This window comes from Salinicola halimionae, assembly GCF_003206065.1.
Lineage (GTDB): Bacteria > Pseudomonadota > Gammaproteobacteria > Pseudomonadales > Halomonadaceae > Salinicola > Salinicola halimionae.
The window spans coordinates 851,225-871,744 of the sequence record NZ_PZJQ01000005.1; the positions used below are offsets into that span (position 1 = coordinate 851,225).

The window sequence follows — 20,520 nt, forward strand, 5'->3', positions numbered from 1 at the left end:
GCATCTCCTAGATCCAGAGTTTCTTCAACGGCTTGCCGCCGATGGAGAGGTTGACGAGGGCACGCGACACCATGATGCCGGTGAACATCGAGGTCAAAATGCCGAGAGACAGCGTCACGGCGAAGCCCTTGATCGGGCCGGTACCGATCGAGAACAGCACGACCGCCACCAGCAGCGTGGTGAGGTTGGCATCGACGATTGACGTGAAGGCGCGTCCATAACCGGCGTGAACCGCCTGCTGCGGTAGCGTCTTGTTTCTCAGCTCCTCGCGTATGCGCTCGTAGATCAAAACGTTGGCATCCACCGCCATCCCCAGCGTCAGCACGATCCCGGCAATCCCCGGTAGTGTCAGCGTGGCGCCAAGCAGTGACATGGCGGCGATCAAAAGCACCAGATTGACCGCCAGCGCCACGTTGGCAATGATGCCAAAGGCTTTATAGCGGATCAGCATGAACGCCACGACCAGCAGACCGCCGACGATCACCGAGAAGATGCCACGCTCGATGTTCTGGGCACCCAGGCTTGGACCGATGGTGCGTTCCTGGACGAAGTAGATCGGCGCGGCGAGCGAGCCTGAACGTAGCAGCAGCGCCAGTTCGCTGGCCTCGGTGGGGGAGTCCAGGCCGGTGATGCGGAAGCGATTGCTCAGCGCGCTTTGTATCGTTGCCAGACTGATGATGCTGCGGCTGGTGGTCGGGATGCGCTCTTCGACCTGCTTGCCGTCCTTGGTCACCGTGCGCGTATTCGTACTGTGATCGATGTACAGCACGGCCATATTACGACCGATATTGGTACGCGTTGCCTGGTTCATCAGCGAACCGCCGGTGCCATCGAGGTTGATGTTGACCTGCGGTCGGCCATTCTGATCGAAGCCCTGGCTGGCGCTGGAGACCCTGTCACCGGTGATGATCACGTCACGCGAAAGCGTCGCCGTACGCTGTGAGCCGTTGCGGAACGGGAAACTCTCGGTTTCGGAGTCCGTGGCGTCCGGCCGCGCCTCGAGACGGAACTCGAGGTTGGCGGTGGCACCGACGATGCGCTTGGCTTCGGCGGTATCCTGTACGCCGGGCAGTTCGACCACGATACGGCTTGGACCCTGACGCTGAACTAGTGGCTCGGATACCCCGAGCTCGTTGACGCGATTACGGATCGTGGTCAGGTTTTGCTGAACCGCGTAATCCTGAATGTCCTTGATCGACTGTTCGGTCAGTGTCATGTCGAGATAGGCACGGCGCCCTTCGTCCCGATCTTCCAGCTGAAATTCGCCGAAGGTCTGACTGATCTTTTCGCGAGCGGCGTCTCGGTCTTCGCTATTGGCGAATTCGAGATGCAGCGCATTGTCGTCGACCTGAGTGTCGCGGTAGCGGATGCGTTCGTCGCGCAAATCGGCGCGGATGGCGCTAGCCGTCGCCTTGAGACGCTGCTCGACCGCGGCTTCCATGTCGACTTCGAGCAGAAAGTGTACGCCACCGCGTAGATCGAGACCGAGTTTCATCGGTGCCGCGGAGAGGCTGGTCAGCCAGGACGGGGTGGAATCCGCGAGATTGAGTGCCACGGTGTAGCTGTCATCGAGAGTATCGTCGACCACATCGCGGGCGGGAAGCTGCTGTTCGGCATCATCGAGCCGAATCAGTGCGGTGTTGTTACCGGTCATTGTTGCCGACTTGACCTGAATATCGTCGTCGGACAATGCCTGGGTGACTCGGTCGAGCTGCTGACTGCCGAGGGAACCGTTGGTCGTGCTGATCTGGACGGCGGGGTCCTGAGGGTAAAGATTGGGTAACGCGTAGATGACGCCGACAACACAGACAATGAGTATCAGCAGATACTTCCACAGGGGGTAACGATTGAGCATGGAAGCCCTGTCCTTTCAATCAATGACGATCGGGAGGTGACCGTCGTGCGAAGAGTGTCGCGGAAAGAGATGGCTGCCGATGGGGGCATCGGCAGCCAGGAGAGTTACAGCGACTTCAACGTGCCTTTGGGGAGGACGGAGGCCACGGCGCTCTTCTGAACGCTGACGATGGTGCCTTCGGCAATCTCCATGCTGATGAAGTCATCGGTCACGTCGGTAATTCGGCCGAGCAGTCCGCCGCCGATTACGATCTCGTCACCCTTGGACAGATTGGTGACCAGCTTCTTGTGCTCCTTGGCGCGCTTGGACTGCGGGCGCCACAACAGGAAGTAAAAGATCAACACGAAACCGACCAGCATGATGATCTGGGCAATACCACCACCGGCAGGGCCGCCCGCATCCTGGGCGTGAGCCGCAGGGATGAAAAAGTCCAGCATGGATGTATCTCCGAAGGTTGTGTAATGAAACGGCTGTGTAATGAAACGGTTGCCTGGATAAAGCTGACTATACGGCGTACTGGGCGACTACCGAGAACCGTTCGAATCGTCCCAATCGGCCTCGGGCGGCACGGACAGCCCGCGTCGCCGATAGAATTGTGCTACGAAGTCGGCCAATGTACCCGCTTCGATAGCGCCGCGCAAACCCGCCATCAGGCGCTGGTAGTAGCGCAGATTGTGGACCGTATTGAGCATCGAACCGAGCATTTCACCGCACCGGTCCAGGTGATGTAGATAGCCGCGAGAAAAGTTCTGACAGGTGTAGCAATCGCAGTCAGCCTCTAGCGGGGCAGTATCGTGACGATGCACGGCGTTACGAATCTTGACCGTGCCGTCGGCGGTAAACAGATGGCCATTGCGCGCATTGCGGGTTGGCATCACGCAATCGAACATGTCGATGCCTCGTCGCACCCCTTCGACCAGATCCTCCGGTTTGCCGACGCCCATCAGATAGCGCGGCTTGTCTTCCGGCATCCAGGTCGGCAGATAATCCAGCACGCGGATCATCTCCTCCTTCGGTTCGCCCACCGATAGCCCACCGATCGCCAGCCCGTCGAAGCCGATCTCGAGCAGGCCTTCGAGAGAGCGCTTGCGCAGCTCGGGATACATACCGCCCTGGACGATGCCGAACAGCGCCGACGGTGAATTGCCATGCGCGGCGCGGGAACGGGCCGCCCAGCGTAGCGACAGCTCCATCGACTTCTTCGCCTCGGCCTCGCTGGCCGGGTAGGGTGTGCACTCGTCGAAGATCATCACGACGTCGGAGCCCAGCGAGCGTTGCACCGCCATCGATTCTTCCGGCCCCATGAACACCTTGGCACCGTCCACCGGCGAGCGGAAATGAACCCCCTGCTCGGTGATCTTGCGCGTGGCGCCCAGCGAGAACACCTGGAAACCGCCGGAGTCGGTCAGGATCGGCTTGTGCCATTGGGAAAAATCATGCAGATCGCCATGGCCTTCGATCACCTCGGTGCCCGGGCGCAGCCACAGATGAAAGGTATTGCCGAGGATGATCTCGGCGCCGATCGCCTCGACATCCTTGGGTGTCATGCCCTTGACCGTGCCGTAGGTGCCCACCGGCATGAAGGCCGGCGTTTCCACCGTGCCGCGCGGGAAGGTCAGGCGTCCACGGCGGGCGCGTCCTTGCTGGCCCAGTCGCTCGAATTTCATGAAACATTCGTCTCGCATGGTGTCTCTTCTCTTTTATCTATCGCGCCCGAAGCCGCGCGCAAGGCGTTCATGGATTTATCGCGCCCGAAGCCGCGCGCAAAACCTATGACATGAACGCGCCCGGAGCCGCGCAAGTGGCCTATGAATTAAACGTCCGAAGCCGCGCAAGGCGTTCGTGGATTAGCTGGGTCGACGAGTCAGGAACATCGCATCGCCATAACTGAAGAAGCGGTATTCCTCGGTGACGGCTTCCTGGTAGGCGCGTATCACGGCGTCATAGCCGGCAAAGGAGGAGACCAGCATCAGCAGGGTCGACTCCGGCAGGTGGAAGTTGGTCACGAGCGCATCCACGCAGCGCCAGCGATAGCCGGGGTAGATGAAGATGTCGGTCTCGCCACGATAGGGCGTGAGTTCATCATCCTCACCCTGGCTGGCGGTTTCCAAGCAGCGCACGCTGGTGGTACCGACGGCGATCACCTTGTTGCCGGAGGCGTGAGCGCGATTGACCTGTTCGCAGACCGATTCGTCGACTTCCAGCCACTCGCTGTGCATTTGGTGTTCGCGGATGTCGTCGACACGCACCGGCTGAAACGTGCCTGCGCCGACGTGGAGCGTGACGAAGGCCGTCTCGATACCCTTGGTGCGCAGGGCGTCCATCATCGTCTCGTCGAAATGCAGACCTGCGGTGGGGGCGGCGACGGCGCCTTCCCGGCGCGCGTAAACCGTCTGATAACGCTCACGGTCCGCCAGCTCATCCTCACGGGTGATGTAGGGCGGCAACGGCATATGGCCATGTTGCTCGAGCAGGGCGATCAACGGTGTCTCGCCCAGGAAACGCAATTCGAACAGCGCATCCTGACGGCCTTCGACCACGGCATGTATGCCGCCCTCGAAGATCAGCTCCGTGCCCGGCTTGGGCGACTTGCTCGATCGCAAATGCGCCAGCCCGCGATGGGCATCCAGCGGACGTTCCAGCAGCATCTCGACCTTGCCGCCGCTCGCTTTCTGCCCGAACAGCCGCGCCGGAATCACGCGAGTATCATTGAATACCACCACGTCGCCGGGTTCGAGTCTTGTCAGCAAGTCGGGAAAGCGAGCGTGTTCCAACACACCTGACTCACCGTCGACACACAGCAGGCGGCAGTCCGTACGCTGTTCGGAGGGATAACGAGCGATCAGCTCGTCGGGCAGGTCAAAATGAAAATCGGCGCGCTGCATGGCTTGGGTCGCGTATCGGCTCGAATCTGAATGGAGAATGGATGGGGTGACGTTCGAAAGGGCGCCATCATAAAGCACCCGAACGATTAAGTCAGCGTGATGATTGACGCGGGGCCGAGCGTCCGTATAATGCGTTTCCGCTGCCGGCGTGGCGGAATTGGTAGACGCAGCGGATTCAAAATCCGCCGCTGGAAACAGTGTGTCGGTTCGAGTCCGACCGCCGGCACCATCCGCAAAATCAGTACCTTAGCTTCATTTCCTTTCTTCTCGATTCATCTTCTTCGTTTCAGTGCTTGGTCGCAGAATGCTGTATTCAGCATTGGCAATCGCCCCGATATCGTCCCGGTTCTAGTATCCAACCTGTAATCACGGCGTCTGCTCACGATCAGAGTCGACGTGTTTCGGTCGACCGGACACGCTCCATACCTCCTATCTAGCCTGCCTTTCTGAAGTTGGTTGAAGGTCCGGAATGGGTCGACACTCGTCTTTGCGAGTGGGAAGGCCAATGCCTAGAAGGGTTGAATCCCGGGTGGCGAACCATGGCGGGGTGCAGTTACCGTAGGGGCCCAAGCGCAGTTTCAGGCAGCGAGCAGAGCAATGATGAACTGGATCTCTCAAAACAGCTCCGCCATTACGGCGCTGACCAGTCTATGCACGTTGTTGGTTTGGCTTTTCTACGCACAGCTGCTGTATCTCAATTTCAAGCGGCAGCGGCAGCCGAAGATCATCATCAATCGGGGCTTCGGCCGCACGCTGCAGGCACGCTGCGTCATCAGCAACATGAGCCCCGAGCCGATATTCATCGAGCATATCGTAGTGATCCTGCATACGGATCGCGGCACGATCTTTCAAGATCTGATCGATTTCGAACGATCTGTCGGCGAAGAGGGTATTGCCGATCAACTGGTCGAGACGACGCGCCAGGGGCCAATGGCCTCGGGTAGCTACAACCATATCGGAACCTTTCAGGAAATCGTGGGACGGGTTCTTCGCTGCCATGACATTCCCACCGATGATTTTCAAACGACCGACGGTCGCACGTTGCAAGCGGTAGAGCTGCGTGTCATCGCGATTTACGGGAGCGAGGATTCTCCCGTCGGTGCTTCCAGAACCTTTGATTTGACAATGGGGCCGTCGGGTGAGGCATTGATTCCGACTCGCCTGGACACGAAACGATACGCCTCTCGATGGCGACGCGTTCGGGTGAAAAGGTGGATTCAAGAGTTGGATAGCTAGCGTTAAAACGCGAAGAAAAGCATGGGATTTCCGGACTGGCCCTAGAGGTCCGACTCGCAGGCAGCCAGGAAACTGTCGGGTAGACGGTGCCGTGTTACAGGAGCACTTAATTATATTTTGCGGTAGTTGATCTGTATCAACTTAATTCGATGACATCAGGTCCACTGTGGTCGCCTGTACCAGGGAGGTACCGGATAAGGAAACTGCAGGACGCAGTTATCACAGGGATGCATGGCAGGATGCCATGGTGCCATCGGCAAGGACTATCAGCGTATTTGAGGCTTCGATACTTTGGGTCTCTTTTCCGCTGTGCCAATGAATCATTGATCCCGCTTGATGGCTTGGGCCGTCGACTTCGCCGCATAAGCTTTGATGTTGGTGGCATTGTTATTCATGTCTTTTTCTCACCCTCACCCTCACCATCGTCCTCTGCTCTAGGGTGCTCAAATGCCCAAGCAGCCGGGTCAAGCTGATGCTTTAGCTTTACCCCCTCGAACTGATTCCCTCTGACGACATCGTTTCTCGCTACCCATCCCGTTGTGACGCATAATCTCTGCGTGAGAGATTTGTGCGAAAACCGAGTGGAGAGAGAAGGGTTCGAGCCAATCGAGCAGCGACACCGTGGCTTCGACTTCATTCCTGCCTCAAGCAAGGAGCAATAGCATGGTAGCGGATGCCTCCTACGCCACTAGTCTGATGATCCAAAAACTGGAGAGTATCTTCAGTCTTTCTTCTGAGGAAAAGCAGGCGCTTCAGGACTTGCCGGTACAGGTCGAAGTGCTCAAGCCCGAACAGGATATCGTGCGGATCGGTGATCAGCCGTCTCAGTGCTGTGTTGTACTGGAGGGTTTTACCTGTGTTTACAAGCTGACCTCCGATGGTAAACGACAGATCCTTGCGTTGCATGTGCCCGGAGACATGCCCGATCTGCAAAGCCTGCACCTGCAGGTTCTGGATATCAGTATCGCTTCGATCAGTTCCTGCAAAGTCGGCTTCATTCAGCATGACTGTCTACGTCGCATTTGCGAACGTCACCCACGCCTGACGGCTGCTTTTTGGCGTGAGACGTTGGTGGATGCGTCGATCTACCGCGATTGGATACTCAATATCGGACAGCGCGACGCCTACTCGCGTGTCGCTCATTTTCTCTGTGAGCTATTGATGCGACTTCAAGCGGTGAGAGCTGTCAAGGGCAAGGCTTTCCATTTGCCGATCACTCAGGCTCAGTTGGCGGATGCAATCGGCATCACGTCGGTGCATATGAATCGAGTATTCCAGGCGCTGCGTTCGGATGGTCTGATCGACGCGACGAGGGGAAAAGTGGCAATTCTTGATTGGGAACGTTTGCGGGAGGAGGGCGATTTCGATCCGCTCTATCTTCATCTCAGGAAGCCTCGCTCGGCCTGATAGAGTATTGAGTCTGACGGCCGGGTAAGGTACTACGGGCTTCGTTCTTCAAACGGTTCAGGGGTGATACATGAACAATTCTTGGGTGTTCGGCACGGTTGTTTTGGTCGCGGCAACTGCTTGCGTATCGGCAACCGCCGGTGCCGCTGACTTCGAATGCAATCGGGAGGGTATCCGATCATCAATGATGGAGAAAAGGGATTCTTTTCTTGCGTTTATGGAGGGGGTCGATAACCCAGAATCGGTTCTTGAACAGTTTCAAAGCGAGTTCAAGGCACTTCACGAACGAAAAGGTTACGAGACTACCGAATCGGAACTGGAGAGCCTGGACGAGAACCCTGATCAGCAGCCATCGAATGAACTATGTGAAAGGGTTCAGCAGTCTGGCGAGATCGTTGATAATTTCATCGAGGCCAACTCCGATAGCTGATCCTTGTCAAAAAAGCGCTTGGCGCGCGGCTGGGTAAAAGCAGCCAGGGCTAGATGAAGCCAACTCTGCCTGTTCACCACTATGCAATGCCGCAAATCGAATGTCATCGCATCAACCGGATGCTATCAATCGTGCATGAGTCAGCTCTTTACTCTCATCATGGTTATTGCGGAGTCGGGATCGCCATCGCACCGCTCTCCCCAATGGAAGTTTCGGCGTGTCTGCGCTGTCGGGAGTGGTATTCGATCCCGGGAAGCGGTGTCGGACGAAAGGGTAGGAAAAAGCTTGGGACGCTCGAACACGTTGATAACGCCGGGGCTTGAGGTGGCGCCCCCGTCAGGATTCGAACCTGAGACCTTCCCCTTAGGAGGGGGACGCTCTATCCAGCTGAGCTACGGGGGCTGCGCGAAACCGCCTCGAGAGAATCGAGCGGTGTAAGCGGCGCACAGTATAAGCGCCCGATTCCACGAGATAAACCCGCAAGGCCCATTGTATCGCGACGCTACAAGTCGCCGTTGATACAATGCGGCTTTTCCGCGCTGGCCTATCGATCTGTAATGTCTGTTCCCGACGATCCCATTTTTTCTTCCGACGACCATCGTCGTCATGGTAACGATATCCCTGTAGGGGAGGATCGGGTTTTCGACGGTCTGGCCGACAAGTTCGCTTCCAGCCTTTACGCTACGGCTCGCGGCCGCATTCGTCTTGCCGTACTCGACAGTGTGTTGTCGCACGAATTGCCGATGGATGGTTCCACGGCACTCGACGTCGGTGGTGGTCTCGGCCAGATGAGCGTGTGGCTGGCCGAACGGGGGCATCGTGTCACGTTGGCGGAACCTTCCGCGGACATGCTGATCCGTGCGCGTGCCAATATTGACGGATTGTCGATTCAGACGTTGCAGACGTCGCTCCAGCGGCTGCCCGAGCTGGCTCCCGGGCCATGGCCGCTAATCATCTGCCATGCGGTTCTCGAGTGGCTGGCACGTCCACGAGAGGCGCTATCCACCTTGAAGGGTTTGCTGGCGCCGCAGGGCCGGTTGTCGTTGATGGTTTTCAACCGCGATGCTCTGCGCTTCTCGAACGTGGTGAAAGGCAACTGGGAGAAGGCGTTGGAGGATCGGCTTTCCGGCACCGGCCGCCGCCAGCGTTTGACGCCGATCTCGCCATTGACGCATGCCGATATCGAACGCTGGTGCCGGGAAGAGGGCCTGGTGATTGAAAGCGTCGCCGGTATCCGGATCTTTCACGACTACCTGCGGGAACGTTCACCGAGCGAAGCTCAGCTCGCGACGATCATCGAGCTCGAGAAGCGCTACTGCCAGGTCGAGCCCCATTGGCGTTTGGGGCGTTATCTGCACTATTTGATTCGTCCCGCTGCCGACGACATGATTCGTCCCGCTGGCGATGACATGATTCGTCCCGGCGCTGACGATCCGACCCGCTCAGGCGGTGACGTTGCGAGCGGTTCCGCCGACAAAAGAGAGTCGCCATGAGCGCGCAAACACCTCAATGCCAGTTATTGGCGCGCCAGGACGCTGACTACCGTGGGTGGCTATGGGTCGCGCCGCCCCGCGATGGCTGGCTCGAGTCCGGCGAGGGCAACGTATGGAGTGCGGATCTGGGTGTCTGCGAGGCCTGGCGCAATGCCGGGCGCCAGGCGTATGACGCGCTTGCTGCACCGCCGCCCCAGGTGCCCGGCGCGGTCCTGTTCTGGCCCAAGAGCCATGCGTTGGGAGAGTGGTGGTTGAGCGCCTTGAACACGGCGCTGCCGGTGGGAACGCCGATTCAGGTCGTCGGTGAAAATCAGGGGGGAATCAAGCGCGTACCCAAGATTCTGGCTGACTTTCAGCAGGCGTGTCGAAAGCTCGATACCGCGCGCCGTTGCACGTTATTTGCCACAAGGACCGACAAGGCGGTGCGGGGAACGGAGGCCGCCTGGCAGACGTTCACCGCTGGCGGGTTCACGCTCGCCACTCACCCGGGCGTCTTCGGTCATGGCAAGCTGGATGCGGGTACGCAACTGTTGATGAACGCCCTGACACAGTCGCCACTCCCCGCGCCCGGCAGGAGATCATTGCGCGCGCTGGATGTCGGCTGTGGGGATGGCGTTCTGTCGGCCTGGTTGGCGAAGCAGGGTTGTCAGGTCACGGCGGTCGACCTCAGCACCTTCGCGGTCGAGGCCACTCGTCGGACGTTGGACGCCAATCAACTGACCGGTACCGTGGTCCAGAGCGATGTCTACCGCCAGATAGCGGGCACTTTCGAGGCCATCGTCAGCAATCCGCCGTTTCATCAGGAGCGCTCGATCGATTACGGTCCGACCCAACGGCTGATTCGTGAGGCGCCGACGCATCTCGTCGAGGGGGGGAGTCTGACCCTGGTCGCCAATGTCTTTCTGCCGTATCCGGATTGGTTACAGGAGACGTTTGGCGGCTTCGAGATTCTCGCCGATGATCGACGTTTTCGGGTCTACCGTGCCATTAAGGCACGCCATTGAGCTGTCGCCCGCCTCCGGGATGTGGCCCTCATGAGTCGATGGCACCGAGCATGATCTGCGGACGAGCCAGGAAGTAGCCCTGAAACAGATCGCAGCCGGCACGCTGACAGCAATGCAGATCGTCTTCCGTCTCCAGTTTTTCTGCCAGAATCTTGAGATGAGGGTAGTGGCGGCGTAGCTGCTCGACGATATGCTTGAATGTCTCGTTGCAGTAGTACGGATATTCGAGTTTGACGATATCCACGAGCGGCAGGTAGGGGTGATCGACGTTCACCTCGGCATAGTCGTCCAGCGCCAAGGTGAAGCCTCGCAGGCGCAATTGTTGCAGGCAGTCACGGATGGTGTCGTCGACCGGCGTATCTTCGAGAATCTCCACCACCAGACGCGATGCATCGAACGGCAGATCATTGCTCAGCATATCAGCGGTAAAGTTGATGAATAGCGGTTTCCCTTCACTGACCGTTTCCAGTTCGCCTTGTGTGAAAGCATTCATCAGGACCGTGCTGGTCGCCCGGTTGCCGTCGAATGGCATCGGCATTGGCCCTCCATCGGTCGGACGAAATAGCAACTCGAACGCGACGACCTCCATTGCGGCATCGAAAATCGGTTGTCGCGCGAACAGTATCGATGGCGATGGTGGATCGATGGCATTCGACATGGACTGTCCTCGAAGGATCTTTCATTTCTGCGCCGGGGCCACGCTTTTTCGGTCGGTTTACCGATATCGATCGCACTCGCCGCCAACACCGGATGGTACCAACGCCTCAGCTGTCAGGATCGACATAGGCGATGTCGGTCACGATGTAATGCGTCTTGCCGCCGGGAGCCGCGACGACGATATCGTCGTCCAGCGACTTGCCCAGTAGCGCTTGTGCCAACGGAGCATCGATACTGATCCAGTGCTTGTCGGTATTCGTTTCGTCGTGGCCGACAAGGCGCACCTGCAGCTCTTCTCCATTATCGTCTTCCAGCGTGACGCTGGCACTGAAATAAATCTTGCCGGTATCTGCCGGCAGGCGATCGACGACCTGTAATTCATCCAACCGCTTTCGCAGATAGCGGATCCGTGCGATGACGCGGTTCAGCTCTTTCTTGTTGTAGGTGTAATCCGCATTTTCGCTGCGATCGCCCAGCGCGGCGGCTTCGCCGACCTTCTCCGACAATTGCGGCCGTTTGACGCGTGACAGATGGTCGTGAATGCCTTGCAACCGAGCCCGTCCTTGCGGTGTGATCAGATTGCTCTTCTTCTCCTGACGCGGATCCGTCTTGGGATCGCGCCAGCGCGTCATGTTGCGGCCCTGCATGGAATGATCCTTTACGCTCATCGAAAGGCGGAGCGTATCGTAATCCAGTGTCTGGCGGCCATGTCCTGCGACTAAAACCCTATAGTGATAGATTCAAACGCTCGTTAGATTGCTACGATGATTCTTCCAGGAGTGACTCCAATGCGACAGCAAAGCCAATGGTCCTCGCGGTTTCCACATATCCGTTTTCGACTGGCTCGTGTGATCATGATGCTGGGCTTGGTATTGAGCTTTGTTTTTGGAGCGACTATAGCCATGGCGCAAACGCCGGATTCGACTCTGTTTTCATTAATGCAGCGGTGGGGCAACGTCGAATATCAGATGCAAGGCGACGCCCAGTTACGCGCTTTCGAAGATCTTGCCAGTGAGGTCGATACGTTGGCCCGGAACCAGCCGGATGACTCTCACGTTCTGACGGCCCAAGGCGTCATTCTCGCGTCTTTTGCCAAAGCCAAGGGTGGCCTGGGTGCTCTGGATCTGGCCAAACAGGCACGCACGGTGCTTGAGAAAGCGATCGCTATTGACCCGCAGGGCGAAGACGGTTCGGCCTACGTGACGCTGGGCGCGCTCTATCAACATGCGCCGGGTTGGCCGATTGCGTTCGGCGATGACGACAAGGCCCGGCAGTTGCTGGAGCGAGCGGTGACGATGCGGCCTGCCGGGATCGATACCAATTTTTATTACGCCCAATTCCTCGAGGATCAAGGCGAGGAGACCGAGGCCTTGACGTATGCCCAACGCGCCGTCGACGGCCAAGCTCGGGCTGGCCGTTCTTCCGACGAGGCGTTGCGAAAAGAAGCCCAGAACTGGTTGGCCGAGCGCCACTGAGCGCTCGCAACAGTACAGGTTGGCCATGATCAGTACAGATTCGCTTTGAGCAACGGCTTGAGCAGATAGTCCAGCACGCTGCGTTCGCCGGTCTGAATATCCACCCGGGCGATCATCCCTGGAATGATCGGCAGAGTCTCGCCGTTGTGCTTGAGCGATCCGGTATCAGTACGAATGTAGACCTTGTAGTAGGACTCCGTCCCTCTTGGAGTTTCCTCCTCGATGGTATCGGCGCTGATCTGCTCGACGGTGCCATCCAGATCGCCGTAGATGGTGTAATCGTAGGCCGTGATCTTGACGCTGGTGGGCATGCCCGGCGCTAGAAACGCGACGTCACTCGGCTTGATCTTGGCTTCGATCAGCAGTTGATCCTCCATCGGGATCACCTCCATGATCGTTTCGCCCGGCGGGACCACGCCCCCCCGAGTGGTGTAGTTGATGGCGTTGACTCGGCCATGCGCCGGCGAATGCAGTTCGGTGCGCTGATACTGATCCTGACGTTGCACCAGGACCTGCTCCAGCGAGGAGAGCTCGCCTTTCTTCTCGGTCAGTTCGGTATAGGCATCCTGCACGTAACTGTTCTGGATTTCGGCACGCTTGCCTCGGAGCGACGCCATATCCTGCTGCAGTTGCAACGCTTCCATCTGGCTTACTGCCTTGCGTTGGACTAGCGGCTGGATCAGGCTCAATCGGCGCTGAGCCATCTGAATTTCGTGGCCGAGCGACTCGGTCGCCTCGCGGAGCTTTTCACGGCGGGCGTGGAACAGCTCACGCTCGGACTGGGCCAGCGAGCTTTGTGCATCGACGTCCTCGGGGAAGTTGATGCTGTCCTTCTCCAGCACTTCGGCCTGCAGCCTGGCAATGGCTGCCTTCAGCGACTGGACCTGATTTTCCGTCTCCTGATAGGCGCTGCGAAACCGCGTGCCACTGAGCTTGACCAAGAGCTGACCCTTGTCGACGATATCGCCTTCGCGGACCTTGATCTCGTCGATAATGCCTCCCTCGAGACTCTGGATCGACTGGATCCGGCTAACCGGAATTACCCGGCCCTCGCCATGGGTGACCACCGCGATGTGGGCCCAGGCGGCCCAGCCGATGAAGCTGAGGAGGCAGATCAGCACGGCCCATACCACTGGGCGGGCGAGAGGATGGCGCAGATTGGCGCGTGGATCGCCCAACTGTCGCTGCAGTTCCTGATCGCTGAGTGTAGTGGCCATCTAGCGTGCCTCCCTGGGCTTGGGGCCAAGGTTAGAGCTAGCGCCAGGGCTGCCGGTGGCGGCGACTCGGTTACCCTTGACGACCTGATCGAGATTGCCCTGCATCGCCAGCCGGCCCTCGCGCAGAACGATGGCGTGCTCGGTCAGCTCGAGCAGCGGCTTCTTGTGGGTCGAGACGATCAACGTGCGGCCTTCCATCCACCGTTTGAGGAATTCCACCGCGCGTTTCTCGTTGGCCTGATCGAAAGCGGCGGTGGGCTCGTCCAACAGCACGATGCGGGGGTCCTGCAGCACCAGCCGCGCAAGGCCGATGGCCTGCCGCTGCCCGCCGGAAACGCCACCGCTGGAAGCGATCGGCAGCTCCAGTCCCTGGGGATGCGCGCGCACGAAACGGCCCAGGCCGACGCCGTCCAGCGCCTGGAAGATTTCCTCGTCGTCGTAAGCTGCGCCGTCCAGGGTCAGGTTGTCCCGCAGCGTGCCGTAGAACAGCGCAATATCCTGGGGGAGATAGCCGATAGCCTGGCGCCGGTCGGCGGACTCGATCTGAGTCATATTGACGTCATCCAGCATGACACGTCCGCCGGTGGGCTCGATGAAGCCGGAGAGCAGCCGCAGCAGCGTCGACTTGCCGGCGCCATTGCCACCCAACAGTGCGATACGTGAACCTGCCCGGATCGACAGCTCGTCGATCTGAAGCGCCGCCGGACCGTCTTCCTGATGACGGACCACGACGTCTTCCAGGTGATAGTCGCCCTTGAGTCGGGGCTTGCGCACTTTTTGCCCGACGCCCTGTTCGTTGGGGGCCTGCATCAGCTCATCCAGGCCCTCGACGGCCGCCTTGACGTGCTGCCAACGGGCGAGCAGGGCGCAGGTCTGTCCCATGGGCGCGATGGCTCGCGAACCGAGAATGGAGCAGGCAATCAAGGCGCCGATCGTCATGTCGCCTGCGCTGATACGATAGACCCCCACGATCACGATGCCGACATAGCCCAGCTGCTGCAGTAGCGACGCGGAATGAGTCAGCATGCTGGTGACCGAGCGCAAGCGGATCGATGCCGTAGAGAGCTGCGCCGAGAGCGATTCCCACAGTGCCAGGTTGCGGCCCTCCGCTCGCGTCGCCTTGACGGTCTCGAGTTGATCCAGCGACTCCAGCAGCACCCCATTCTTGACCGCGCCTTCGCGCAGGTTCTCGCGAGCCAGCTTGGCCAGGTAGCGTTGCAGCAGTAGCCCGGGAATGATCATGCCGGCGATGGCGGCCACCGGCACCCAGGCCACCGGCCCACCAATCCAGGCGATGATCAAAACGAAGACGGCAACGAAGGGCAAGTCGCTGATGGCGCCAGCGGTGGCTGAAGTAAAAAATTCACGCACCGCCTCGAACTCGCGGACCTGACTGGTGAAGGCGCCCGTTGACGGCGGCTTCGCCACCAGGCGCAGACGAATCGCCTGCTCGAACAGTTTCGAAGAGAGCTCGAGATCCAGTCGCTTGCCGATCACCTCGAGCAGATGCGCACGCAGCCCCTTGAGCACGAACTCCAGTAACACCGCGAGTGCGACGCCGCTGGCCAGCACCCATAGCGTATCGAAGGCAGCATTGGGGACGACGCGATCGTAGACCTGCATGGCGAAAAGTGCGGTGGAAATCGCCAGCAGGTTGGCGGCCAGTGCGGCGACGCCGACTTCGGCATAGGCGGGCCAGCACGCTCTCAATGGCGCCTTCAGCCAATGTTTTGGCTCGGCTTGGGCAAAGTTGCCAGCGCGATTGTCGCTGCGTGCTATCGGGCGGGCGAAGATCGCCGTACCACTGTAGATCGCCTCCAGCGCCGGACGAGTCATCACTTCCTGGCCGCCGCCGGTTTCCGGCAGCACGATTGTCGCTTCCTCGGTGTCCAGCGACTCCAGTAGCGCAGTATCGCCATCTTCGAGGATCAACAGCGCCGGTAACAAGCGGGAAGAGAGTCGTGTCAGCGGACGGTTGGCCACGCGAGCACTGACACCGGCCCGGCGCAGAGAGCGAACGACTTCGCGGAGCGGCAGTCGCCCCTGCTCCAATGGCAGGCCATCGCCCAGCTCGGCCAGAGACGCGGGCCGATCGAGACGACGACAAAGCAGCGCCATGCCTTCGCGGAGCGGGTCGGCATAGTCCTCGATCGAATCTTGATGACGGTTTTCGTTGCGTTCTGAGGCGGATAGGCTCATGGGGCGTCATCTCCCAAACGACCCGTGATCAACGGGTTGATCAGCCCCAACTGCGAGGCTGCGCGATATTGAATGCGCTTTTGCTGGCTTTCGAGATCGATCAACTGACGACGGGCCGAGAACGCTTCCTGGCGGATCGTCAACAGGTCATTGATGTCGCGTAGTCCCACCGAAAACTGATCGTCGTAAAGATCGCCGACGGATTGCGCTTCCGTGACCTGATCCGTCAGTGCTTCCTGACGTTGCCGATAGACCTCGGCATTTTCGATCAGCGTCAGGACGCTGCGGCGAATTTCGCGCTGCTGATCGTCGATGCGATAGCGGGCTGCCTCGAGGCGCTGCCGCGCGGCATCGGGGCGCTGAAAGTTGGCCAGCCCTTGCAGCGTATCCATGCGCAGGCGAAGACCGATGACCGAATCGTTCTGCAGCTCGCCGCCGATCTGTCGACGTTCCAGCGAACCTTCGAGATTGAGCTGAGGCTTGAGTGCCGCCTGGGTTTCGTCCAGTTCCGCCTGGGCCTGCGCGGCGCTGGCCAAGGCCTGGCGATAGGCCGGTGCAGCGACGATCCAGTCGTCCAGTGTTGCGGTTTCCTTCAGGCGTCCGGTGAGCTCGCTGGGCATCGGAGTCTCCAGCTCGCCGGGCGAGACACCCACCAGGACCCGAAACTGCTGGCGGGCATCGTTGAGCGCGCCGCGTTCGGTGGCCAGCCCGTCACGGGCCTGAGCCAGGTCCAGCGCCACTCGTCCCTGCTCGCTACTGTCGGTATAACCATTACTGCCGCGATCCCGCGTCAGATCTCGCAGGCTTTCGAGATCTTCGACATAGCGCTCGGTCACCTTCAGCCGGCGCTCTGCGGCCAGCACGTCCAGGTAGACCTCGGCGATATCGAGCGCGGCTTCCTCCTCGGCCACGCCCACTCCTCGACGCGCTTCTCGTTCGGCAGCGTCCGCACTGGCGACCTGACTATCGACGCGGCCCCAGTCGTAAAGCATCTGGCGGGCCGAAGCGTCATAACCGAATTCGCTGAACGGGAACTCCTCCGGGCCGGCCGAGAGATCGACGGCGGGGAAATAGCCCCATTCGGCGATATCGACTTCTGTGCCGGCGGCATTGGCGTCAGCGATCGCGGCGCGCACCGCCGGGTTGATTGCCAGCCCTCGGCGTATGGCTTTATCGAGTGGGAGCGGTGCGGTCCGAGTCGTCGGTTGGCGACTCTCGGTCCCGATGGACGGGATGCTGGACGTCGCCGCTAGCGATGGCGGCGATGCAGACCACGACACCGCTGGCAGATCCGTTCTGATCTTGGGGCCGGCATCGTGGTCCACGGCATCCCACCAATGGCGTTCCTGGCCTTGCGCGGTGGGAGGCGCCAAGCAGACGACGATTGCCAGCATGCGTAGAGACCACCTTTCTGCGTGTTGGATTGAGTCGTCGATGACCGTGTTTCCTTGTGTCTACGATATTCCTCGGGGCGCTTTGAGTGCCCCATCGAGAGTTATGGAATCGGCCTGTTAGCCAGATCCTTTGGGCTCCAGGCCGTGCCGATCAGGTCTCCACCTGAACCGTGTCCTGCTCGACTTGGATAGCAGTGTCTCCAAAGGTGTATTGGTCGTAGGCGGTGCCACCCAGCGTGACAGCGCCATCGGATATCGCACCCTGAATGTTGAGGGTGTCCTGCTCGTCGCCGGTGACCTGCAGCACGTTGTCTTCGTCGGTCATGGCATCGACGTCCTCGACACTCAACGTCGCCGTGCTGGGGTTGTCGCCCCGGCCCAGGTCCAGCCGTTCGATATTACCGATGGGCCCGATATCGCCGTTGACCATATCGAGATCGATCCCGCCGTCGAGCAATAAGGTATCGAAGCCATCGCCACCCTCGATCGAGGCGAATCCGTTGCCGCTGGTCACCATCAGGTCGTCACCCGCACCGCCGTTGAAGGTGTCGGCGCCGTTGCCATCGATCAGCAGATCGTTGCCGGCGCCGCCATTTAATGTATCGTCACCGGCGCCGCCGCGGAGCAGGTCGTTGCCGTCGCCGCCGTTGAGCGTGTCGTTGCCTTCGTAGCCGTAGAGCCGCTGACTGCCGGTGTCGCCGCTGATCGTCTCGTTGCCACTGGTACCTTCGAGGATATTGTCGTTATCACCGAGCAGAGTGGTCAGTGCATCGAGATCGGCCAGCTCGCCGAGAGAGTCCGTAGCGGTGCGACCGTCACTATCGGTGGCGTTGATGGAGATGGCGTTGAGTAACGAGAGCTGAAGATTGGCGTCGAGCCCCAGCAAACCGTCGGTGTCGGCAAACGCTACAGTGCCCAGCAGTTCGTTGACGGCCAGATTGTCGATCGTGCCGCCGTCGGCAGCGGTGATGGTGACGCTAGCGGAGGGTGCCACCAGTCCGAGCAGTCCGGGGTCGTTATCGAAAGCCAGATTCAGACCCAGCTCGTCCGCCATCTGTTGCGAGGCCGTGAATTCCAACGCCGTGAGACTGACGCTGAGCAGAGGTTGATATGCCACCGTGACCGACTGCAGGTTGCCATCAGCATCGGCCGCGAAGAGGTCCTGCTCCCCACCAAGGTCGATCAGTCCCAGCAGATCGACACCGGCAATGCCGAGCAGCGATGCCGAGTTCGCCTGCACCACGGGCGCGACGTTGTCGGGATCCGGGGCCGGGGCGGTCTGGCCCGTGCTATCGAACTCCACGCTAGTACCTGCGGTATCGCCATCGTTATCCGAGATGACCGCCCCGACCTCGGTGGAGACGCTACCGGAAAGATCGGTATCGGACGTCGCGTCATCGACGAGCAGGTTGCCGTTGGTCAGCAGCGTTTCGATGATCGTCATGTCGCTAGCGCCACCGGCAGTTAGATCGACGTTCTGCAACGTGATGATCTGGTCGGCCGCCGCCTCCTTGGCCGAGGCATCGGTGATGCCTTGGAACGCTCCTGCGCTGCTGATGTAGATCAGAGTAGCGGTGCCCACCAGCGCGAAGTGCAGGTAGTTGGTCAGGTTGCCGGCGTTCTTGCCGATCTTGCCTTCGCCTTGAAGCAGGCTACCTAGGTCAAGAACGTCACCACCGCCAGAGACGCGACTCGCATTGAAGTCGGTTACGGTGTCATTGGCGGGAGTGCCGACGCTACCCTGATGGCCTTCCTCCCAGCGCAAGACGTCGTTGCCGGCGCCGCCGGTCAACGTGTCGTTGCCGGCGCCTCCGATCAGGATGTCGTTACCGTCACCGCCGCTGAGCGTGTCATTGCCGGTACCACCGCGAAGCAGGTCATTGCCTTGTCCACCGGACAGGTTGTCGTTTCCGCCGTAGCCGTAGAGGCGGTCGTTATCGGCGGTACCAGTCAGGGTATTGGCGGCGCTCGTACCTTGAATCAGGTAATCGGGAACGTTGCTTTGCAGCAGCCCAAGGCTGAGAAGGTCGCTGCTGGAGGTGGTCGTAGTGTTGTTCTCGGCATCTGTCGCGGAGATGGATAGCGTCGAGGCGAGCCCCAGGTTCAGTACCGAACTGCTGAAGTAGACCGAGCCCAGAAACTCGTTCAATGCCTGATTATCGATAGTGCCGCCGTCGGTAGCAGTGACGGTAATCGAGGCATTGAAGTCCAGCAGTGCCAGATTATCGACGCTATAGCTCAGGCCAAGGTCATTAGCCAGCGCCTGTGAGGCGCGGAAGCCGGCGCCGAGGCTGACATTGATCGCTGTTAGAGAAACCGTGACCGAGCGAATGTCGTTGTTGGCATCGGTGGCGGCAAAAGCCTGCTCATCGCTGAAGTCAACGAGACCGAGTGCTTCTGCACCGATCAATCCCAGCAGGCTGTCATTGTCACCCAGGGCGACCACCGGAGCGGCTTCCGGCTCCGGATCGAGCAGGTTGGCGCCGGAAGCGTCGTAGTCATAGTCGCCGGTCTGCATATTGACGATCAATGTCTCGCCCTTGGCGGTCTGGATCGTCAGCTCCCCGGAGGCGCTGTCGTAGTCGCCCTCTTCGAACGGCACGACCAGCTCGGAACTGCCGGTCGCGGAGACACTGTCGGTGTCCGGGTCGTAGCTGAAGGTGTAACCGTCGACGGTGAGCTGCGAGACATAGCCTCCATCGGCGCCGTAGCTCTCGACGAAGCTGCCTGAGGCGGTCGCCGAATCAGTGTCGATCTCGAAGAACGCCGGCTGTGCCGCCACCGGGACGTCATCAGCCAGATTGATGGTCAGCCCGGCGGAGCTGGCGTTGCCGATACCGTCAGTCGCCGTGACGTCGAAGCCCAGCGCCAGAATGTCCGAGCCGGCAAGCGAATGATCGAGTGCCTGTGATTGAGTGAATGTGTAGGCACCAGCCGTACTGACGGCTAGCGTGGCTACGGTGGTGCCGCCCGCCGTACCCGTCAGCGTATAGATGCCGTTGCTGAAACTGCCGCTCCATTCGACATCGATACCATTGGCTGTCACGCCATCCGGACCGGTGATCTCGATGGATTCGACACCGGTACCGTCATCACCGATCGCCATGGTGCCGGAGACCGTATTACCCAGATTGGCTTCGGTGGCGCTTGCGGCCGCGTCATCGATCGTCGGAGCCAAGGTGTCCAGTATCGTGGTATCAGATACCGTGCCGGTATTGTCGGCCGCATCGGTGACCGAGAGGGTGGCGGTCAGTTCGCCATCGTTCAG

At 59.9% G+C, this 20,520-nt stretch carries 16 protein-coding genes and 2 tRNA genes; 6 read left to right on the plus strand and 12 right to left on the minus strand.

Annotation, left to right across the window (positions count from 1 at the left end):
* Positions 1–7: 7 nt before the first annotated feature.
* From secD to queA, 4 genes are all read right to left on the minus strand, one after another.
* Positions 8–1,855 carry a protein translocase subunit SecD gene (secD, locus tag DOM27_RS16795; protein WP_110657734.1) on the minus strand — a complete coding sequence of 616 codons (1,848 nt, stop codon included), beginning with the start codon at positions 1,853–1,855 and terminating at the stop codon, positions 8–10.
* A 104-nt stretch (positions 1,856–1,959) separates the two neighbouring features.
* Positions 1,960–2,292, minus strand: coding sequence for a preprotein translocase subunit YajC (gene yajC, locus DOM27_RS16800; RefSeq protein ID WP_110657736.1), 333 nt, complete (start codon positions 2,290–2,292; stop codon positions 1,960–1,962).
* Positions 2,293–2,379: 87 nt separating this feature from the next.
* Positions 2,380–3,522, minus strand: a complete 1,143-nt coding sequence (gene tgt / locus DOM27_RS16805; RefSeq protein ID WP_110657921.1) for a tRNA guanosine(34) transglycosylase Tgt — start codon at positions 3,520–3,522, stop codon at positions 2,380–2,382.
* Positions 3,523–3,702: 180 nt separating this feature from the next.
* Positions 3,703–4,740: a tRNA preQ1(34) S-adenosylmethionine ribosyltransferase-isomerase QueA gene (gene queA, locus DOM27_RS16810; protein WP_110657737.1), complete on the minus strand. Its 1,038-nt coding sequence runs from the start codon at positions 4,738–4,740 to the stop codon at positions 3,703–3,705.
* A 142-nt stretch (positions 4,741–4,882) separates the two neighbouring features.
* Here queA and DOM27_RS16815 point away from each other — a divergent pair.
* Positions 4,883–4,969 (plus strand) — tRNA-Leu (locus DOM27_RS16815).
* A 419-nt stretch (positions 4,970–5,388) separates the two neighbouring features.
* Here the strand turns inward: DOM27_RS16815 and DOM27_RS17940 are convergent.
* Complete coding sequence (locus DOM27_RS17940) at positions 5,389–5,739, minus strand: hypothetical protein (protein WP_157956782.1); 351 nt, start codon at positions 5,737–5,739, stop codon at positions 5,389–5,391.
* A gap of 900 nt (positions 5,740–6,639) precedes the next feature.
* Between DOM27_RS17940 and DOM27_RS16825 the strand changes: the two genes are divergently transcribed.
* Positions 6,640–7,383, plus strand: coding sequence for a Crp/Fnr family transcriptional regulator (locus DOM27_RS16825; RefSeq protein ID WP_110657741.1), 744 nt, complete (start codon positions 6,640–6,642; stop codon positions 7,381–7,383).
* Between the two features lie 70 nt (positions 7,384–7,453).
* On the plus strand, positions 7,454–7,813 hold the full coding sequence (locus tag DOM27_RS17945) for a hypothetical protein (protein ID WP_157956783.1): 360 nt from the start codon (positions 7,454–7,456) through the stop codon (positions 7,811–7,813).
* A 325-nt stretch (positions 7,814–8,138) separates the two neighbouring features.
* Here DOM27_RS17945 and DOM27_RS16835 read toward each other — a convergent pair.
* Positions 8,139–8,215, minus strand: a tRNA-Arg gene (locus tag DOM27_RS16835).
* Between the two features lie 155 nt (positions 8,216–8,370).
* Here DOM27_RS16835 and DOM27_RS16840 point away from each other — a divergent pair.
* Both DOM27_RS16840 and DOM27_RS16845 read left to right on the plus strand, forming a co-directional pair.
* Entirely contained in the window at positions 8,371–9,306 is a 936-nt protein-coding gene (locus DOM27_RS16840) for a methyltransferase domain-containing protein (protein ID WP_110657745.1), read from the plus strand.
* Positions 9,303–10,310: a methyltransferase gene (locus DOM27_RS16845; RefSeq protein ID WP_110657748.1), complete on the plus strand. Its 1,008-nt coding sequence runs from the start codon at positions 9,303–9,305 to the stop codon at positions 10,308–10,310. The genes DOM27_RS16840 and DOM27_RS16845 overlap by 4 nt, the downstream gene beginning before the upstream one ends.
* 28 nt (positions 10,311–10,338) lie before the next feature.
* Here the strand turns inward: DOM27_RS16845 and DOM27_RS16850 are convergent, their stop codons facing one another.
* On the minus strand, positions 10,339–10,968 hold the full coding sequence (locus DOM27_RS16850) for an EAL and HDOD domain-containing protein (protein ID WP_110657751.1): 630 nt from the start codon (positions 10,966–10,968) through the stop codon (positions 10,339–10,341).
* A 106-nt stretch (positions 10,969–11,074) separates the two neighbouring features.
* Positions 11,075–11,614 carry a transcription elongation factor GreB gene (gene greB / locus DOM27_RS16855; RefSeq protein WP_110657753.1) on the minus strand — a complete coding sequence of 180 codons (540 nt, stop codon included), beginning with the start codon at positions 11,612–11,614 and terminating at the stop codon, positions 11,075–11,077.
* Between the two features lie 255 nt (positions 11,615–11,869).
* Here greB and DOM27_RS16860 point away from each other — a divergent pair, with 255 nt between their 5' ends.
* Positions 11,870–12,442, plus strand: a complete 573-nt coding sequence (locus tag DOM27_RS16860) for a hypothetical protein (RefSeq protein ID WP_157956784.1) — start codon at positions 11,870–11,872, stop codon at positions 12,440–12,442.
* 29 nt (positions 12,443–12,471) lie between these two features.
* Here the strand turns inward: DOM27_RS16860 and DOM27_RS16865 are convergent, their stop codons facing one another.
* The 4 genes from DOM27_RS16865 to DOM27_RS16880 all read right to left on the minus strand — a co-directional run.
* Positions 12,472–13,659 (minus strand): HlyD family type I secretion periplasmic adaptor subunit, encoded by a 1,188-nt coding sequence (locus tag DOM27_RS16865; RefSeq protein ID WP_110657757.1) that lies wholly within the window; start codon positions 13,657–13,659, stop codon positions 12,472–12,474.
* Positions 13,660–15,858, minus strand: a complete 2,199-nt coding sequence (locus tag DOM27_RS16870) for a type I secretion system permease/ATPase (protein ID WP_110657759.1) — start codon at positions 15,856–15,858, stop codon at positions 13,660–13,662.
* Positions 15,855–17,252, minus strand: a complete 1,398-nt coding sequence (locus tag DOM27_RS16875; RefSeq protein ID WP_110657761.1) for a TolC family protein — start codon at positions 17,250–17,252, stop codon at positions 15,855–15,857. Before DOM27_RS16875 ends, DOM27_RS16870 begins: the two co-directional genes overlap by 4 nt.
* A 151-nt stretch (positions 17,253–17,403) precedes the next feature.
* Positions 17,404–20,520, minus strand: a 3,117-nt coding sequence (locus tag DOM27_RS16880; protein WP_157956785.1) for a type I secretion C-terminal target domain-containing protein, incomplete at its 5' end; no start/stop codon positions are given.

Coding starts and splice junctions, on each gene's coding strand:
- secD (WP_110657734.1), bottom strand. CDS start 1,855: ATGCTCAATCGTTACCCCCTGTGGAAGTATCTGCTGATACTCATTGTC.
- yajC (WP_110657736.1), bottom strand. CDS start 2,292: ATGCTGGACTTTTTCATCCCTGCGGCTCACGCCCAGGATGCGGGCGGC.
- tgt (WP_110657921.1), bottom strand. CDS start 3,522: ATGAAATTCGAGCGACTGGGCCAGCAAGGACGCGCCCGCCGTGGACGC.
- queA (WP_110657737.1), bottom strand. CDS start 4,740: ATGCAGCGCGCCGATTTTCATTTTGACCTGCCCGACGAGCTGATCGCT.
- DOM27_RS17940 (WP_157956782.1), bottom strand. CDS start 5,739: ATGGCAGCGAAGAACCCGTCCCACGATTTCCTGAAAGGTTCCGATATG.
- DOM27_RS16825 (WP_110657741.1), top strand. CDS start 6,640: ATGGTAGCGGATGCCTCCTACGCCACTAGTCTGATGATCCAAAAACTG.
- DOM27_RS17945 (WP_157956783.1), top strand. CDS start 7,454: ATGAACAATTCTTGGGTGTTCGGCACGGTTGTTTTGGTCGCGGCAACT.
- DOM27_RS16840 (WP_110657745.1), top strand. CDS start 8,371: ATGTCTGTTCCCGACGATCCCATTTTTTCTTCCGACGACCATCGTCGT.
- DOM27_RS16845 (WP_110657748.1), top strand. CDS start 9,303: ATGAGCGCGCAAACACCTCAATGCCAGTTATTGGCGCGCCAGGACGCT.
- DOM27_RS16850 (WP_110657751.1), bottom strand. CDS start 10,968: ATGTCGAATGCCATCGATCCACCATCGCCATCGATACTGTTCGCGCGA.
- greB (WP_110657753.1), bottom strand. CDS start 11,614: ATGCAGGGCCGCAACATGACGCGCTGGCGCGATCCCAAGACGGATCCG.
- DOM27_RS16860 (WP_157956784.1), top strand. CDS start 11,870: ATGGCGCAAACGCCGGATTCGACTCTGTTTTCATTAATGCAGCGGTGG.
- DOM27_RS16865 (WP_110657757.1), bottom strand. CDS start 13,659: ATGGCCACTACACTCAGCGATCAGGAACTGCAGCGACAGTTGGGCGAT.
- DOM27_RS16870 (WP_110657759.1), bottom strand. CDS start 15,858: ATGAGCCTATCCGCCTCAGAACGCAACGAAAACCGTCATCAAGATTCG.
- DOM27_RS16875 (WP_110657761.1), bottom strand. CDS start 17,252: ATGCTGGCAATCGTCGTCTGCTTGGCGCCTCCCACCGCGCAAGGCCAG.